Source organism: Zoogloea sp., from assembly GCF_044344315.1.
GTDB lineage: Bacteria > Pseudomonadota > Gammaproteobacteria > Burkholderiales > Rhodocyclaceae > Zoogloea.
Genome location: NZ_JBIJDC010000016.1, coordinates 21,223 through 34,988, shown reverse-complemented (window position 1 = coordinate 34,988; position 13,766 = coordinate 21,223). Strand labels below are relative to the sequence as shown.

Sequence of the window (13,766 nt, the reverse complement as noted above, 5' to 3'; positions counted from 1 at the left end):
GCCAGTGTGCCTCATTCGGCGGCCTCGTCCACGTATCGGCTGGCGATCTCCGCAAAGCGCGGAAACTCGGCCACGAAGGCATCCACCACATCCGGATCGAAATGGGTTCCACGTGCCGCACAGATCATGTCGCGGGCGCCGTCCTGGGTGATGGGCGCCTTATAGACCCGCTTCGAAATAAGGGCATCAAAGACGTCGGCTAGCGCCATCAAACGTGCCGACAGGGGAATCGCTTCGTTGCTCAGACCATCGGGATAGCCACTGCCATCCCACCATTCGTGGTGATGGCAGGCGATCTCCTTGGCGAAAGCAAGGAAGGGCACCGGCCGCTCCGCATCCTTCTCCGCATGCTCAATGGCTTCGCTGCCCAGCCGGGCATGGGTTTGCATGATGGCCCACTCTTCGGGGGTCAGCTTGCCGGGCTTGAGCAGGATGTAGTCGGGAATGCCCACCTTGCCGATATCGTGCAGAGGCGCCGACTTGGCAATCAGTTCGATGGTGCGGTGATCCAGCCGCTCGGCGTAGCGCGGGTTGAGGGCCAGGCGCTTGGCCAACACCGATACGTAGGCCTGGGTACGGCGCAGGTGATTACCGGTTTCCGGATCACGGATCTCGGCCAGACGCGCCAGGGCCCGGATACTGACCTCCTGGACCAGCAGATTCTCGCCCATGCGGCGGGCGATCTCCGATTCCAGAAAATGGTTCTGGTCGCGCAGGCGGTCACGGGCACGCTTGAGCTCGAGCTGGATACGCACCCGGGCTTGCACGATAGTCGGGCGCAGGGGCTTGCTGATGTAATCCACGGCCCCCAGCTCCAGCCCCTTCTCCTCTTCCTGCAGACCATCCAGGGCGGTGACGAAGATCACCGGGATGTCACGGGTCAGGGGATCGTCGCGCAGGGCCGCAAAAACGGCATAGCCGTCCATGCCCGGCATCATCACGTCAAGGAGGATCAGATCCGGATCGGGTGGGTGCGGGCCACCTGCAGGGCCCGGACACCACTTTGCGCGGCGCGCACCCGATACGCGGGCTGCAGCAGTTCGCCGAGCACCTCGATGTTCTCGGGGACGTCGTCGACAACCAGGATAGTCGACTTTGCACCGGCGGGGTCTGAGGCGGAGAAGTCTGGAGTCACCGGAATGTAAGAATCACGTTGAAAAAATACGGCTCGGGACAAATGATCAAGCTGAGTCAGTCAGCAGAACCACCCCAGCCAAACAGCTTATCGACCCCCGCCACCCCGACTTTAGATCATTCATACCATTTCTGTGACGAGGCACACAGCTTCAGTCGCCCCCCAGCCGCGCTACACTCCGCCTCGACGTCAGCCCCGGAGCGCCCCACCCGCGCCATGCCCCCTGCCCTCAGCCGCTTTCTGCCTTTCCTCGCCTGGCGCCACCAACTCGACGCCAGCACCCTGCGCGCCGACCTCATGGCCGGCTTCACCGTGGCTCTGGTAGCCATCCCTCAGGCCCTCGCCTACGCCCAGCTGGCCGGCCTGCCGCCCTATGTGGGCCTGTACGCCTCCCTGCTGCCGTGCATCGTCGGCGCCCTGTTCGGCTCCTCGGCCCAGCTCAATACCGGGCCGGTGGCCCTGACCAGCCTGCTCACCGCCACCAGCCTGGCCCCCCTGGCCCTGCCGGGCTCCGAGACCTACCTCCTGCTGGCGGTGCAACTGGCCCTGCTGGCCGGCATCCTGCAAGTGGCCTTTGGCATGCTACGCCTGGCCCACTTCTCGGACCTGCTGTCCCACCCCGTGCTCCACGGTTTCATCAACGCCTGCTCCCTGCTCATCTGCGCCGCCCAGCTACCGACCCTGCTCGGGCTGCCCACCTTCGGCCAGCGCCCCTTCGCCGAGGCCGTCATCGACCTGGCCCGGGCACTTCCCGACATCCACCTGCCCTCCGCCGCCCTGGGCCTCGCCGCCATCGGCCTGCTGGTGGCCCTGCGGCGCCTGCTGCCACGCTGGCCGGGGGTGCTCATCGTGGTGGCCGGGCTGAGCGTGGTGGCCTGGCTGACAGGCTTCGAAGCGGAGGGCGGACGGGTCGTCGGCGCCCTGCCCGCCGAAACCCTGGCCTTTGCCCTGCCCCGGGCCGACTGGGGCCAGACCGTGGACCTGCTGCCCTCGGCCTTCGTACTGGCCCTGGTCAGCTTCCTGGAGGCCATGTCGAGCTGCAAGGTGGCCTCGGCACGCACCGGCCAGCGCTGGGACGGCAATCAGGAGCTCATCGGCCAGGGCCTGGCCAAGCTCACCGCCTCGGTGTGCCAGGCCTATCCGGTCAGTGGCTCCTTCGGGCGCTCGGCCTTCCTGCTCACCAGTGGGGCCCGCACCGGCCTCGCCTCGGTGGTCGGCGCCCTGATGGTACTGGCGGCCCTGCTGAGCATGCCCGGGCTGATCGCCCGCATTCCGCTGCCGGTTCTGGCCGCGGTCATCCTCGTCACCCTGGCCACCCTGCTGTCACCGGCCCAACTGCGGGAAGCCTGGCGCACCAGCCGGGACGACGGCCTGGCCGGCACCATCAGTTTTGTCGCCACCCTGGCCTTCGCGCCGCACATCGAGATCGGCATCCTGGCCGGCCTGATCCTGTCCCTGGCGCTGCTGATCTACCGCAGCATGAAACCCCGGGTGGCCGTGCTCGGGCGCCATCCGGACGGCACCTGGCGGGACGCAGCGCGCTTCGGCCTGCCGCCGCCCCACCCGGAACTCACCATCCTGCGCTTTGACGGCCCCCTGCACTTCGTCAACGCCGCCACCTTCGAGGACGCAGTGCTCGCCGTCGGCCGCGACCACCCCCGGCTGAAGGTGCTGCTGCTGTCCTGCGCCGGCATCAACGATATCGACGCCAGCGGCATCGACACCCTGCGCCGCATCCACCGCCAGCTGGCCGACAGCGGGCGCTGCCTGGCCTGCTGCGGTCTCAAGAAACAGGTCATCGACGTGATGGAGCGCACCGGGCTGTGGAGCGACCTGGCGATCCATGGCGCCTACCGCACCGAAGATCACGCCCTGCAGCACCTGCTGCCCACCTTGTCCGCCCCACCCACCCCGGCCCCCCAGCGCCAGGGATTCGCCTGGTGACAGCGCTTTGTTGACCTGAGTCGTTGTCGCGGCCCTTGCGGAGGCAGATACTTTTGTCTATCCGCGCATCCAGTCCTCAGAACTCTAACGACAAGGGAGCAAGCATGACACCCACCTCGGTCCGCGACATCCGCAACCTCAGCCTTCTCGGCCAATCCGGCAGCGGCAAGACGACGCTGCTGGAGAAACTGCTGGCCACCGCCGGCGCCATCGGCGCACCCGGTTCGGTCGAGAAGGGCGACACGGTCAGCGACTACGACCCCCAGGAGAAGGCCTTCGGGCACTCCCTCAACAGCGCCCTCGCCCACCTGGAATGGGCCGAGCACTGGGTGAACATCCTCGACACCCCGGGCCTGCCCGATTTCCTCGGCCGGGCCCTGGCCACCCTGCCGGCGGTCGAAACCGCGGTGGTGGTGATCAACGCTGCCGCCGGCGTCGAAACCCTGACCCGCAAGGTCATGGAGCTCTCTGCCGACAAATGCCGGATGATCGTCGTCAATCGCATCGACGCCCCGGCCGTGGACTTCGGCACCCTGATGGAGCGCATCAGCGCCAGCTTCGGCAAGGAATGCCTGCCCATCAACCTGCCCACCGCGGGGGGCGCCAGCGTCATAGACTGCTTCTTCCAGCCCGACTACGACGCCGTACCGGCTTTCTCCAGCGTGCGCGAGGCCCACGACCGCATCGTCGACCAGGTGGTCGAGGTGGATGAGGCGCTGATGGCCCTCTACCTTGAACAAGGTGAATCCCTTCAGCCGGCGCAACTCCACGACCCCTTCGAGATCGCCCTGCGCGAGGGCCACCTGATCCCCGTGTGCTTCACCTCGGCCCGCACGGGCGCCGGCATCCGCGAGCTCCTGGACATCATGGGCCGCCTGCTGCCCGACCCCACCGAAGGCAACCCGCCCCGCTTCCTGAAGGGTGAAGGCCCGGCCGCCGAAGCCGTCGAGGCCACCACCGACGCCGACAAGCACGTCATCGCCCACGTCTTCCAGGTGAGCAACGACCCCTTCCGCGGCAAGCTCGGCCTGTTCCGCATCCACCAGGGCACGGTCACGCCCAACACCCAGCTCTTCATCGGCGACGCCCGCAAGCCTTTCAAGGTCAGTCACCTGCTGCGCGTCCAGGGCAAGACTCAAACGGAGATCGACATCGGCATTCCCGGCGACATCTGCGCCGTGGCCCGGGTGGACGACATCCACCGGGACGCCGTCCTCCACGACTCCCACGACGAGGACCACTTCCACCTGGTGGCGCCACGCTATCCCCAGGCGGTCTTCGGTCTGGCCCTGACGGCCGAGAAGCACGGCGACGAGCAGAAGCTCTCCGAAGCCCTGCACCGCCTCCTTGATGAAGACCCCTGCCTGTCCGTCGAGCACAACCTCCAGGCCAAGGAGACCGTGATCCGCGGCCTCGGCGAGGTGCATCTCAAGTCGGTGCTCGACACCCTCAAGACCCGCTGGAACCTCACCCTCGGCACCAAGCCGCCGGCCATCCCCTACCGGGAGACCATCGCCGGCAGCGCCGAAGCCCGCTACCGCCACAAGAAGCAGAGCGGCGGCGCCGGCCAGTTCGGCGAAGTGGCCCTGCGCGTCGAAGCCCTGGAACGGGGCGCCGGGCTGGAGCTGGCCGACGAGGTGAAGGGCGGCACCATCCCCTACAACTTCATGCCCGCGGTGGAAAAAGGTGTGCGCCAGGCCATTGCCGAAGGCGTCATGGCCGGCTTCCCGCTACAGGATCTGAAGGTGACGGTGTTCGATGGCAAGCACCACGCGGTGGACTCCAACGAAATCTCCTTCATCACCGCCTCCCGCCACGCCCTGCAGGAAGCCGTCCAGGGCGCCCGGCCGGTAGTGCTGGAGCCGCTGATCACCCTCACGGTGCGTGTCGCCGATGAGCACTTCGGTGGCATCAGCGCCGAACTCTCCGGCCGCCGCGGCCGCGTCACCGGCACCGACAGCCCGCAACCCGGCTGGACGGAGATCATCAGCCAGGTACCCATGGCCGAGATGGAAGGCTTCGAGTCCCGCCTCAAGTCCATCAGCGGCGGCGACGGTAGCTGCAGCATCGCCTTCAGCCACTACGAACCGGCACCCAACGACGTGCAGCAACGTCTGGCCCGGGAGCACGTGGGCAAGCGGGGTGGCGAGCAGTAAGACCTCACCGACGCGATCGATCAGCCCCGCCCCGTGCGGGGCTTTTTCTTGAAATCAGCGGGCAGCGTTGGCCAGCAGGGCTTCGCAGCCACCGATCATCCGCTCCATGGCAAAGGCCTGGGTGAAGTTGGCGTTGCGCTGCTGGTAAGCGAGTGCGCGCTCGGCATAGGCCGGCGTGCCGAATACCCGCTTGAGCCCCTTCTCCAGCTCCTTGGGCCCCTGCTGGGCGATATGGAAGAGCCCGCAGCCCACCTCCTCCACCCGCCGTGACGTCATGGTCTGCTCCATCTGCATGGGCAGCAGGAAGACCGGCCGCCCGGCCTGGAGCATCACGTCCACCATCCCGCCCGCGTGGCAAACAGCCATCTCCACCTGCTCGCGCACGCTGCGCATCCGCAGGGGCTCGGTGCTGAAAGCCAGATTTGCCGCCTGCAGGCGCAGCATGTTCTGGCGGGCGAGGCCCGGGGCGAACACCAACACACTGGCATCCAGGCGGGCGAGCGCGGTAAGGACCGCATCGAAGTGCATATATCGGGGCTTCAGGTAGGCAAACACCCGCCGGGCCGGCCCCGCCGGCCAGCGGGGCTCGACCCCCTGATCAAGCGCATTGATCGCACCCACGTAGCACGCAGCATCCCGCGGACCATAGACGTCGAGTTCGGGCGCGCCGGTAATGTGGGTCACGTCCACATCGTAGAGGTCGGCAACGCAGGTCATCGGCGGCGCCCCCAGTGCGGAAAGGGCATGATTGGCGTTGCGTAGCAGCCGCTCTTCGCAGTCCAGCTCCCGCTGGGGGGCGCCCGCCTTGGGATTCCACCATTCGTAGAGGGGCAGCGGGGTACGTCGCGGTGGCACCGCAAAACTGTTGCCGGTGACGAGGCGCGGCAGGCCCAGTCCGCGGCTCGCCAGCAAGGCCGTCGGCGCGTGGTCGAAAATCAGCAGGTCGGGCTTGAGTAAAGCCAGCAACGCGCGCCAGGCGCGCAGCACCGACAGCAGCCCCCCCGGCTGCAGAAAGCCGAACAGAAACAGGGATTCAGTGAAATTGATGGGGGGCGGCAAACCCTGGACCGGCGGCAGCCACAGGGGCGCCTGCAGGTACTCGATCCCGTGCAGGCCGAGCATCTCGTCAGCCCGCGAGATATCCCGCAGGATCATGACCGGCCGGTGCCCGCGGGCCTTCAGCTCAAGGGCAATCGGCAGGAATCGGCCAATATGGCCGTAGTCGGAACCCAGTTCCCAGATGAGTGCAATCGTGGCCATGATCGGTTGTGGTAGGTCGAAGTGAAGCGGGCCGCCCTCAGGCGGCCCGCAAAGGCTAACTGAAACAGCGAAGGCTGATCAACGCCGACGGCGCCGGAGGGCACCCAGTGCAGCGAGCCCTACGCCCACGAGCGGCAGGCTGGCAGGGGTGGGCACCTGGTTCAGCAAAGAACCGGTCACCTGGAAGTTCGCGCCCCCGGGCGGAAGGGTGGAGCTCACATCGTTGGGATCACCCAGACCGCCCCCGGCGTAGGCACTGCGATAGCAGGTACCGCCGCCATAGCCACCATAACCGCCGTAGCCATCATCCACCACGGCGGCGAAGGCCACGGGTTGCTCACCATAGCCCCATTCACCGCAGGCGTAGCTTTCCACGCCGAAGCTACCCATTGCGGTGGACACCAGGTCGAAATCGATGGTCTTGCTCTGGCCGGCACCCAGCACGCCCAGATCGAGCGTCACGTAGGTGCCACCCCACGAGTAGGAGTGGTAGCTACCGCTGCTGGACAGGGAGGCGCCGTTCAGGGCGTTGACGACGGAGACATTGCCGCTCGAATCAAGCACTGCCGAGCTCTTGTAGAGGTTGGTTGCACCGGTGTTGATCTTGAGGTCGTAACCCACCGAACCGCTACCCGCCACACCGTAGTAGTTGTCGATGTAAAGGCCGCCGTAGTAGATGAAGAAGTTGAGGGCAAAGCTCGCGTCGCCGCCCAGGTTGTTCACCACGTCCAGGCTGCGCTGGAAACGCGACATGCTGTCAAAAGTGCCGCTGCCGGAAGACGAGGCCCGATAGGTACCGTGATCGTTGCCCCAGGCCGAAGCGGAAGAGGAGTTGCCGACGACGTCATAGATGGACAAGCCGTCGGAGACGTAGGAGGAGTCGGTCGTCGGGCCGAAGGTCTGGGTTGTGCCGGGCAGGGTGGCCACGGAGCCGCTGACTGTCAGCACATCAGCTTGCGCCGCCCCCATGCTGCCCAAGGCCATCAGAGAGGCGACCAGAATCGCAAAATTTCTTTTCATTTTTTAGCACTTTTGGTGAGTTAACAAAAACCCGAACCACAAAGCGAGAATCGCGCCAAAAAACTAAGCGATTGAATTAAAAAATGAAAAAAAGAGGATCAATTTTTCAAGACAACTTTTTGTAAAATTTCCCAGAAAGCTCGCCAGTGGCGCCTCCAGCCGGGGCACGCTGCCCCGGCTCTGCTAATTCAGATACATGGAAAGCTGACGCCGGGCGCTCATTACTGCCTTGGCGTCCGGGCACAGGGCAAACCATTCCACCAGCGTGTCGCGCGCCTTGCTGCGGGCGTCAGCCCGGTCGCGCAACACGACCTCAAGCAACTGATCAAAGGCGGCGACCCATTCGCCGCGTGCGGCCCGTGCCGAGGCCAGCGCAAAGCGGGCCTCGAAATCCTTCGCGTCGGCGCCGATGCGGGCCTCCAGGGCCGGCTCGTCCACCGCCTGGGCGCCTTCCATCAGGTCGAGCCGGGCCTTCAGCGTCTGCCAGGCTTCGTCCCGATCCGGCGCCGCGATGGTCTCGAGACCGGCGGCCGCGTCCTCCACCAGATTGGCGTCGAGCAACGCAGCGACCAGCTCCAGGACGATAGCCTGCCGCCCCCCCGACAGACCGGCCGCCTGGCGCAGCAGTTCGGCCCGCTGCAGCGGATCGGCGACACCCGCAGCAGCAAGGCGCAGGCGTTCGGCTTCATCCGGCAGATGCGTGTCCAGAAAGGCGCGCAGCTGACCTTCCGGCAGGGCACCTTCAAACTCGTCCATCACCTCGCCATTCACGAACAGCTTGACCGCCGGAATGCTTCGCACCGCATAGCGGGCTGCCACCGCCTGGGCTTCGTCGGAGTTGATCTTGGCCAGCACAAAGCGTCCGCCGTACTCGGCAGCCAGCTTCTCGAGCAAGGGCTTGAGACTGCGGCAGGGCCCACACCAGGGCGCCCAGAAATCCACCAGCACCGGCACCCGGCGGGACAGGGCCAGCACCGCGGTATCGAACTCGGATTCACGGACGTCGAAGGAGAAATCATTCATGGCAAGTCGGACCGATAAGGGCAATGCCTTGAAGCATCGGGGCTGCCCTGTGAAGATTCAAGTCCTTTCTCAAGCCCTTCGCGAAAAAGAAGCCCGCCTCCTCGGCCTGTAGCTGGCGGCGTTAAGGGTCTCAGCCGCCTACCGGCCTGGCGCCCGACAGGGCCAGCCAGCCCCGCACCACGCGATACCCCACCCACAGCCCGAGCACCGGGATCATCAGCCAGGCGGCCACCGGGATGCCGATGATGGTCAGCATCACCAGGCCGGACAGCACCAACCACAGCAGGGTGAACCAGAAGGTGCGGATCTGCCAGCTGAAGTGGCTGTCGAGCCAGGTGCCGCGCACTGCCCCACGCTTGATGTAGTTGAGAATCACCGCCAGCAGGGACGGCAGGCCGAACACGAAGCCGCCGGCCACGGTGGCCGCCGACGACGTCACGCCCACCACCACGGCAAACGCATGCAGGAGGTAGATCACGTGGGTGAGGCGCACCAGCGAGGGGCTGACCCCGCGCAGGTCCGGTACGGGAAGGGCTTCATTCATGGGGCAGACTCCGTTGAACAGGGGGCCAGGCGCGTGCCGGCGTGGCACGCGCCACCGTCACTTTACCGCGGCCGGCTGTCCCAGATCTTCTGCAGGCGCTTCACCGACACCGGCATGGGCGTTCTGAGCTCCTGGGCAAACAGGCCCACCCGCAGCTCCTCCAGCATCCAGCGGAATTCCTCCAGCTGCGGGTCGGTCACCCCGGCCTTGGCCTTGGCCAGCCATTCGCGCTCGAAGGGCTGGGCCAGCCCCTTCCAGTCGGCCATCAACTGGGCGTCCCGGGCCGGGCTGGTGCGCAGCTTGTCGATGCGCACCGTCACCCCCTTCAGGTAGCGGGGGATCTGGGCGATGCGCTCGTAAGGGAGCGCCACCAGGAAGTTCTTCGGCATCAGTCTGGCCACCTGGGCGTTGATGTCGGCAACCACGTCGGGGAAGGTCTTCAGGCCGGCCACGCGCTTGGTCATGGTGGCGTGCTCGACGATCAGCTGGCTGGTGAGGCGCATCAGCTCCTGGGCCACCAGGGTGATGCGCGGCTTGGCCTCCTGACAGCGCCGGGCAAAGCTGTCGGCATCGCCGGGCAGCGGCTCCAGCAGGCAGCAGCGCTCCAGGGTGGCGGTGACCAGCTGGGCCTTGAGCTCGGCCTCGGAACCGTAGTTGATGAATTGCAGGGCCAGGTCGCGGATGCCCGGCAGCTTTTCGATGGCCTTCACCTGGGCCGACAGCTCCAGCGCAAACAGGCGGGCCAGGCCCCCCCGATGCACCCGAGCCGCCTCCTCCGGCGTGTCGTAGGGGCGCAGGGAGACGCTGCTGCCATCATCGTGGAGGGCAGGGAATCCGACGATGTCGCGCCCGGCCACCTTCACCTCCAGCAGCTCGGGGAGGGCACCGAAAGTCCACCCGGTGAAGCCGGCCAGGGCCTTGTCGCTGGCGGGCGCCGCCGCTGCGGGGGTACTCTGCCGGCCCTCCGGCGCGGGCCCCTTCTTTGGCGCCGGGGCCTCCGCCGCCGGCACGATGCGCGCCGACTGGAAGCGGGCCGCCACCTGGTCCCGGTACTTGGCCCGCAGTTCCGCCAGGTTGCGGGACTGGCCGATGATGCGGCCGTGCTCGTCCTGCACACGGAAGTTCATGAAGCAGTGGGGGTTGAGGTTCTCCGGGCGGAAGCTCTCCATGGGCAGCTTCAGGGACACCCGCTCTTCCACAAAGCGCTGGAGCATCTTGATCAGCGGCTCGTCCGTATCGAAGTCGCCGCCATCGAAGCGCTCCATGAAGGCACCGGCGCTCTCGGCCATGGGCTGCAGGCGGTGGCGGTGCTTCTGGGGCACGGTCTTCAGCAAGGCCATCACCTTCTCTTCCAGCAGGCCGGGCACCAGCCACTCACAGCGGTTGGCCGGTATCTGGTTAAGCATGGCCAGGGGCACCGTCAGGGTCACGCCGTCGTCGGATTCGCCCGGCGCGTGCAGGTAGGTGAGCTTGAGCTTCTGCCCCAGCACCTCCAGGCTGGCCGGAAAGCGATCGGTGGTGATGCCCTCCGCGTCGTGGCGCATGAGCTGGTCGCGGGTGAGCTGCAGGGCCTTGGGTTCTGCCTTTTCGGTGCGCTTGCGCCAGGCCTCGAAGCTGGCCAGGTCGAGTACCTCCGGGGGCAGCTTGGCGTCGTAGAAGGCGTAGATCAGCTCCTCGTCCACCAGCACGTCGGGGCGCCGGGACTTGTGCTCCAGGCGTTCGATCTCGGCCACCAGGCGCCGGTTGTGGGCCAGGAAGGCCATGCCCCGGGCCGGGCCTTCGGCGATCTCGCCCTGGACCAGGCCTTCGCGGATGAACAGCTCGCGGCACAGGGCCGGGTCAATCTCCCGGTAGCTCACCCCGCGCCGCGGATACACGGTGAGGCCGTACAGGGTGCCGCGCTCCCAGGCCCGCACGGCGCCGCTGGCCTTGGACCAATGGGGCTCGGATACCTGGCGCTTGAGCAGGTGCTCACCCACCTCCTCCAGCCACTCCGGCTCGATGCGGGCGAGGCAGCGGGCAAACAGGCGCGAGGTATCCACCAGCTCGGCGCCCATGATCCACTTGCCGGCCTTCTTGGCGATGGCCGAACCCGGGTGTGGCCAGAACTTGATGCCGCGGGCACCCAGGTAGCTGCCGGCGGCCGGCCCCGAGGCGTCCTCGATCTTGCAGCCCACGTGGCCCATCAGGCCGGTGAGCAGCGCCTTGTGGATGGCTTCATAGCTGGCCGGCTGATCGTTCTCCTTCCAGCCGTGCTCGGCGCACAGGGTGTGCAGCTGGTTGTACACATCGCGCCACTCGCGCAGGCGCAACCAGGACAGGAAGTGGGTCTTGCACCAGGCCTTCTGCTTGCTGGAGGTCTCGTGGCGCTGGACCTCCTCCCAGGCCTTCCACAGGTTCCAGAACCACAGGAACTCGGACTTCTGCTCATTCTCGGTGCCGCGGAAACGGGCGTGGGCCTGGTCGGCGGCGGCCTGGCGCTCGGGCGGGCGCTCGCGTACATCCTGGGTGGACAGGGCTGCAGCAATCACCAGCACCTCGGCCAGGCTGCCCCGGTCGCGGGCGGCGAGGATCATGCGGCCGATCTTCGGGTCCAGGGGCAACTTGGCCAGTTCGCGGCCGACGGGGGTGAGGTTCATGGCCGTCGCCCCCTCCATCTCCTCCACCGCACCCAACTCGGCCAGCAGCTGATAGCCGTCGGCCACCATGCGCGGCAGGGGTGCGTCGATGAAGGGGAAGTCCGCCACCTCGCCAAGCTTGAGGGACTTCATGCGCAGGATCACCCCGGCCAGGGACGAGCGCAGGATCTCCGGATCGGTGTGGGCAGGCCGTTTGTTGAAGTCGTCCTCGTCATACAGGCGGAAGCACACGCCGTCGCTGACCCGGCCGCAGCGCCCGGCCCGCTGACGGGCGGCCGACTGGGCGATCTTCTCGATCTGCAATTGCTCCACCTTGTTGCGGTGGCTGTAGCGCTTGAGCCGGGCCAGGCCGGTATCCACCACGTAGCGGATGCCCGGCACGGTGAGGGAGGTCTCGGCCACGTTGGTGGCCAGCACCACCCGGCGCCCCTTGGACGGGGCGAAGACGCGGGCCTGATCCTGGGCCGACTGGCGGGCAAACAGGGGCAGGATCTCGGTGCCAGCGGCGTGGTGGGCCTTGCGCAGGGCCTCGGCGGCTTCACGGATCTCCCGCTCGCCGGGCAGGAACACCAGCACGTCGCCGGGGCCGCTGCGGTGAGCCTCGTCCACCGCATCCACCAGGGAATCGTAGAGGTCCCGGTCCGGGCCGCGGTTGTCCTGGCGCGGCGCGGGTTCGCCGGGGCGCACGGGCTTGGGCTCGTCCCTTTCCACGGGCCGGTAGCGCATCTCGATGGGAAATAGGCGGCCGGACACCTCGATCACCGGGGCGGGCGTGTCTCCGCGACCGAAGTGGCGGGCGAAGCGCTCGGCATCCAGGGTGGCGGAGGTCACGATGAGCTTCATGTCCGGCCGCTTCACCAGTAGCTGGCGCAGGTAGCCGAGCAGGAAGTCGATGTTCAGGCTGCGCTCGTGGGCCTCGTCTATGATCAAAGTGTCATAGGCCGACAACAGCGGATCACCCTGGGTCTCGGCCAGCAGGATGCCGTCGGTCATCAGCTTGATGTAGCTCTGGGGGCCGATGCGGTCGGTGAAGCGGATCTTGTAGCCGACGGTGCTGCCCAGCTCGCTCTTCAGTTCCTGGGCGATGCGGCTGGCGGTGGCGCGGGCGGCGATCCGCCGCGGTTGGGTATGGCCGATCAGGCCGGCAACCCCACGGCCCAGCTCCAGGCAGATCTTGGGCAGCTGGGTGGTCTTGCCGGAGCCGGTTTCGCCACACACGATGACCACCTGGTGCTTTCGGATAGCCTCGGCGATTTCGTCCTTGCGCTGATTGACCGGCAGGTCGGGGGGGAAGTCCGGCTTGGGCAGGCCGTTGGCGCGGGCGATCAGCCTGGCGGCCGAATCGGCAATGCGCAGGCGCAGGGGCTCCGGCAGCTCGGCCAGACTGCGCGGGCGCTTCGGCAGGCGGCGCAGATCACGGCGCAAGGCCGGGCGGTCGGCCGACAGGCACTGTTCGAGAAGGGAATAGGGGTCTTGCCGGTCTTGCGGAGAGGCCATCGGGATTGCAGCGGAAGCAGAAAGTCAGTGGGGGATATCGGTGAGCCTATCAGGAGCGCAGGCCATGCACGGTCCACATGCCCAGCGCGGTCATCGACAGGGATCCACAAAGGTGCAAGGCCGCAGCGCCGGCAGCCCAGGCGTAGCGGGCGGTATCGATCAGATGCACCACCTCGGCCGAAAAGGATGAAAAAGTGGTGAGACCACCCAGAAAGCCGGTGACGACAAACAGCCGTACCTCAGCGGGCAGTTCTGGGCGGAAGGCAAAAAAGGCTACTGCTACACCGACCAGATACCCGCCGAGCAGGTTGGCCGCCAGGGTACCCAGGGGCATCTGCGCCAGTACCGGATTGAGTCGCAGCCCCAGCCACCAGCGCAGCCAGGCGCCAAAGGCCGCGCCGATACCGATGGCAACGAGGGATAGGAAAGGAAAATGGTGAGCATGACTGGGCATGGGCCCGATTTTACTCTGCCCGGCCCCGGGCTGCCCGCCACGCCTGTGAATTGGGGGGAGCGTGACGGATTCCCTCAAGCCAACTGGCCCAAGG

Annotated in this window: 10 protein-coding genes; 2 read left to right on the top strand and 8 right to left on the bottom strand. The window is 66.8% G+C overall.

Annotated features, from left to right (window positions below):
- Nucleotides 1-11 precede the first annotated feature (11 nt).
- Both ACIQ09_RS05505 and ACIQ09_RS05500 read right to left on the bottom strand, forming a co-directional pair.
- Nucleotides 12-926, bottom strand: coding sequence for an HD-GYP domain-containing protein (locus tag ACIQ09_RS05505; protein ID WP_398307020.1), 915 nt, complete (start codon nucleotides 924-926; stop codon nucleotides 12-14).
- A 26-nt stretch (nucleotides 927-952) separates the two neighbouring features.
- Nucleotides 953-1,135 (bottom strand): hypothetical protein, encoded by a 183-nt coding sequence (locus ACIQ09_RS05500; RefSeq protein WP_398307018.1) that lies wholly within the window; start codon nucleotides 1,133-1,135, stop codon nucleotides 953-955.
- A gap of 216 nt (nucleotides 1,136-1,351) precedes the next feature.
- Between ACIQ09_RS05500 and ACIQ09_RS05495 the strand changes: the two genes are divergently transcribed.
- Nucleotides 1,352-3,079 (top strand): SulP family inorganic anion transporter, encoded by a 1,728-nt coding sequence (locus ACIQ09_RS05495; protein ID WP_398307016.1) that lies wholly within the window; start codon nucleotides 1,352-1,354, stop codon nucleotides 3,077-3,079.
- A gap of 104 nt (nucleotides 3,080-3,183) precedes the next feature.
- Nucleotides 3,184-5,235 (top strand): elongation factor G, encoded by a 2,052-nt coding sequence (gene fusA / locus ACIQ09_RS05490; RefSeq protein ID WP_398307014.1) that lies wholly within the window; start codon nucleotides 3,184-3,186, stop codon nucleotides 5,233-5,235.
- 54 nt (nucleotides 5,236-5,289) lie between these two features.
- Here fusA and ACIQ09_RS05485 read toward each other — a convergent pair whose 3' ends face one another.
- The 6 genes from ACIQ09_RS05485 to crcB all read right to left on the bottom strand — a co-directional run bounded on the left by ACIQ09_RS05485 (nucleotide 5,290) and on the right by crcB (nucleotide 13,672).
- Nucleotides 5,290-6,495, bottom strand: a complete 1,206-nt coding sequence (locus tag ACIQ09_RS05485; RefSeq protein WP_398307012.1) for a glycosyltransferase — start codon at nucleotides 6,493-6,495, stop codon at nucleotides 5,290-5,292.
- Nucleotides 6,496-6,573: 78 nt separating this feature from the next.
- Entirely contained in the window at nucleotides 6,574-7,515 is a 942-nt protein-coding gene (locus ACIQ09_RS05480) for a hypothetical protein (RefSeq protein ID WP_398307010.1), read from the bottom strand.
- Between the two features lie 183 nt (nucleotides 7,516-7,698).
- Nucleotides 7,699-8,538 carry a tetratricopeptide repeat protein gene (locus ACIQ09_RS05475; RefSeq protein WP_398307008.1) on the bottom strand — a complete coding sequence of 280 codons (840 nt, stop codon included), beginning with the start codon at nucleotides 8,536-8,538 and terminating at the stop codon, nucleotides 7,699-7,701.
- A gap of 130 nt (nucleotides 8,539-8,668) precedes the next feature.
- Nucleotides 8,669-9,082 (bottom strand): DUF4870 family protein, encoded by a 414-nt coding sequence (locus ACIQ09_RS05470; RefSeq protein WP_398307006.1) that lies wholly within the window; start codon nucleotides 9,080-9,082, stop codon nucleotides 8,669-8,671.
- 62 nt (nucleotides 9,083-9,144) lie between these two features.
- The gene (gene hrpA, locus ACIQ09_RS05465) at nucleotides 9,145-13,218 is read right to left on the bottom strand and encodes an ATP-dependent RNA helicase HrpA (RefSeq protein ID WP_398307004.1); all 4,074 of its coding nucleotides are present in this window, start codon (nucleotides 13,216-13,218) and stop codon (nucleotides 9,145-9,147) included.
- A gap of 49 nt (nucleotides 13,219-13,267) precedes the next feature.
- On the bottom strand, nucleotides 13,268-13,672 hold the full coding sequence (gene crcB, locus ACIQ09_RS05460) for a fluoride efflux transporter CrcB (RefSeq protein ID WP_398307002.1): 405 nt from the start codon (nucleotides 13,670-13,672) through the stop codon (nucleotides 13,268-13,270).
- Nucleotides 13,673-13,766 lie beyond the last annotated feature (94 nt).

What these genes read in the sequence shown, in the direction of transcription:
- ACIQ09_RS05505 (WP_398307020.1), bottom strand. Translation starts at nt 926, where the DNA reads ATGGACGGCTATGCCGTTTTTGCGGCCCTGCGCGACGATCCCCTGACC.
- ACIQ09_RS05495 (WP_398307016.1), top strand. Translation starts at nt 1,352, where the DNA reads ATGCCCCCTGCCCTCAGCCGCTTTCTGCCTTTCCTCGCCTGGCGCCAC.
- fusA (WP_398307014.1), top strand. Translation starts at nt 3,184, where the DNA reads ATGACACCCACCTCGGTCCGCGACATCCGCAACCTCAGCCTTCTCGGC.
- ACIQ09_RS05485 (WP_398307012.1), bottom strand. Translation starts at nt 6,495, where the DNA reads ATGGCCACGATTGCACTCATCTGGGAACTGGGTTCCGACTACGGCCAT.
- ACIQ09_RS05480 (WP_398307010.1), bottom strand. Translation starts at nt 7,515, where the DNA reads ATGAAAAGAAATTTTGCGATTCTGGTCGCCTCTCTGATGGCCTTGGGC.
- ACIQ09_RS05475 (WP_398307008.1), bottom strand. Translation starts at nt 8,538, where the DNA reads ATGAATGATTTCTCCTTCGACGTCCGTGAATCCGAGTTCGATACCGCG.
- ACIQ09_RS05470 (WP_398307006.1), bottom strand. Translation starts at nt 9,082, where the DNA reads ATGAATGAAGCCCTTCCCGTACCGGACCTGCGCGGGGTCAGCCCCTCG.
- hrpA (WP_398307004.1), bottom strand. Translation starts at nt 13,218, where the DNA reads ATGGCCTCTCCGCAAGACCGGCAAGACCCCTATTCCCTTCTCGAACAG.
- crcB (WP_398307002.1), bottom strand. Translation starts at nt 13,672, where the DNA reads ATGCCCAGTCATGCTCACCATTTTCCTTTCCTATCCCTCGTTGCCATC.